The organism is Thermogymnomonas acidicola JCM 13583 (assembly GCF_001316105.1).
GTDB lineage: Archaea > Thermoplasmatota > Thermoplasmata > Thermoplasmatales > Thermoplasmataceae > Thermogymnomonas > Thermogymnomonas acidicola.
Genome location: NZ_BBCP01000025.1, coordinates 1 through 2547 on the forward strand (window position 1 = coordinate 1; position 2547 = coordinate 2547).

The 2547-nt window shown below is 37.2% G+C and carries 2 pseudogenes; both read right to left on the minus strand.

The window, feature by feature from the left end:
- Nucleotides 1-431: 431 nt before the first annotated feature.
- Nucleotides 432-1276: pseudogene (locus JCM13583_RS11445) on the minus strand (restriction endonuclease).
- A pseudogene (locus JCM13583_RS11450) lies at nucleotides 1263-2308 on the minus strand (site-specific DNA-methyltransferase). Before JCM13583_RS11450 ends, JCM13583_RS11445 begins: the two co-directional pseudogenes overlap by 14 nt.
- Nucleotides 2309-2547 lie beyond the last annotated feature (239 nt).

A 2547-nucleotide genomic window follows, 5' to 3' on the forward strand; every position in this document is an offset into this window, starting at 1 on the left:
CGAAGTCCCGAAGGATTCCAAGCTCTATTTCTATAACGTTCAATTTCAGAATAGAATACCTCCCAATGCAACTCCATTTCATTGCAGATCAAATTGTTTGTTCCTAAGCGGGCAGATCTTGTATTGCAGAGTGCTATAATATTCTACGATGGGGAGCTTGGAAAGTTTATAAAAGAGTATGCAGTCCCTAATGGGTTTTTATAAAAGTTGTAAGAGTTGCTGTATAGAGCCCCCATGGTATGTCGTGTTATCGCGCACAAAGCTAAGCGGCATTGTGCTGTCAAGCATGCCCTTAAGCCATTCAAACCCATTCACCTAAAATTGCACTTCGCAGGAGAGGAGAATATTACTGAATCAAGCAGTAAATCGAAGGGGGGGTAAAAATTGCGGAACAAGACGGGGGGGTGAATTTGATCTTAAATAAGACTAATTTATAAAAGTTCCTCAAGCTTCTCAGACAAGGTCTTATAAATTGCTTTGTTATTATTTTGCTTAAAATACTCCAATAGTAAACTAAGCGTTTTCTTTTCAGGAAATAATGTTAAGATAATGTCATTAAACACTTCTCTATTTCTAAATAATTTTCTAAATACACTCGGTGGTAAATCTTTAATTTCATTAAACGTCTGTTCTGATTCTAAGTCGAAGTTTAACTCTGGCAAATCAGATATAGAAGCTTTCCATTTTTTCAGATAGTCTAATATCTCATACCATATATCTATTGCATTCAGAAACTCAAATAATTCTTTACCATAAAATAAATATAAGTCGACATTATAATCATCTTTCATTTTTAAAAGTTCCGATCTGTAATAACTCTCGTTTTTCCTTAAATCAGGGTCTATAAAATAGAATATACCAACCAATTTCTCATTCTCGTAGTTTTTCATCATTAAATCTAACTTCTTTCGAAATTGTCTATTTGTCCTCTTTTCTTTGATGAATCATGGTCGTCTCTGATCTTCTGCTCTATAAAATATATGACATCATCATTTCTAAAACATTGATCAATATCCAAATTTTCATCGGTAAATTTCTTTTGTAGTATGTTATAGCCTAAAATTCTAAAATATTCCTCAAACAATACCTCAAAGGCATTACCCATTCTTATCTCATGTGATTGTAAAAGATTTTGTAATAATTTACCCTTTGGTTTCGTTGGTCTAAATAAACCTATATATCGATTTGGCTCGTTTGCTATAGTCTCCAAGAGTTTTGGTTTCGAGTGCTCAAATATTTCTCTATTGAAGATCTCCTCGAATTTACTGTATTCCATGATGGTTGGCATATTGATCCTTCAACAATCTTTGCCTTAAATCATTTATGCTTACAAGCTTGCCATCCCTTTTGACATACCAAAATGTCCAGCCGTTGTTTGCGGGTTTATTCAATATCATCGCGCTTATCTTATGTATGGACCCATATTTATCTTCGTATGATAAGGTTCCGTTGGCTAAAACCAATGCCCTGGCTTCTCCATCTGGAGAATATAAATATTCTCCGGCTCTGACATAGCCATTCTCTATCAGACTGCCAAAAGGTACTCTCTTAGGCCTGATCTCCAATGGGTAGTCCAGTAGTTTTTGTTGATAGGATGCGGTTTTTCTCAACCTCTCCCTGCATGCATCGACATAAAGCGGTTCTTTCTCAATGCCAATGAAGGATCTGCCCAACTTCTTTGCCACAACCAGGGTGGTTCCTGTTCCAGCAAACGGATCTAATACTATATCACCAAGTTTGGATGTTGCGGTGATTATCCTGTATAACAGCGCCTCAGGTTTTTGAGTGGGATGAAGTTTTTGTCCATTTATCTTTATTCTCTCATCCCCCCCTGGCAGATGGTATATACCAATCGCTCCTCATCTGCAGATCATCGTTGTATGCCTTCATTGTTTTGTAGTTGAACGTATATTTCGATTCCTTGTCCTTTGAGGCCCAGATCAGCGTCTCATGGGCATTGTTAAAGCGTGTTCCTTTAAAATTCGGCATGGGGGGTTGGTTTTAATCCATACAATGTCGTTCAGTATCCAGTATCCCAGGTCCTGCATTATCTTACCAACTCTGAAAATGTTATGGTATGTGCCTATAACCCATATTGTTCCTGAATCCTTCAGAACCCTCCTGCATTGACTTAACCAGTTAAGGGTGAAATCATCATACTCCTTGAATGACCTGAATTTATCCCAGTCTTCGCTTACTCCATTGACCTTTGTTTCGTTCGGCCTGTACAGTTCGTTTTCCAATTGCAGATTATATGGGGGGGATCTGCAAAGATCAGGTCAACACTGTTGTCAGGTATCTGCTTCATAATTTCGATAGAATCCCCCCTGAAATAACATTGTTCAGCATAGTTTCGAATTTTAAAACCGTTTTCTGATCCTCTACCATCCTACCACTTCACTATTTCAAATCTGTTTTTTAATTTTTTTACAACCGATCTTATCTATTTCAGTATCCTTTCTTAATAACCTCCTTTATTAATCTCTTTCTTAGCTCTGCATACGCTATTTAATTTTTTTAAACCGTACAGAGTGCGGGCCCGCCGGG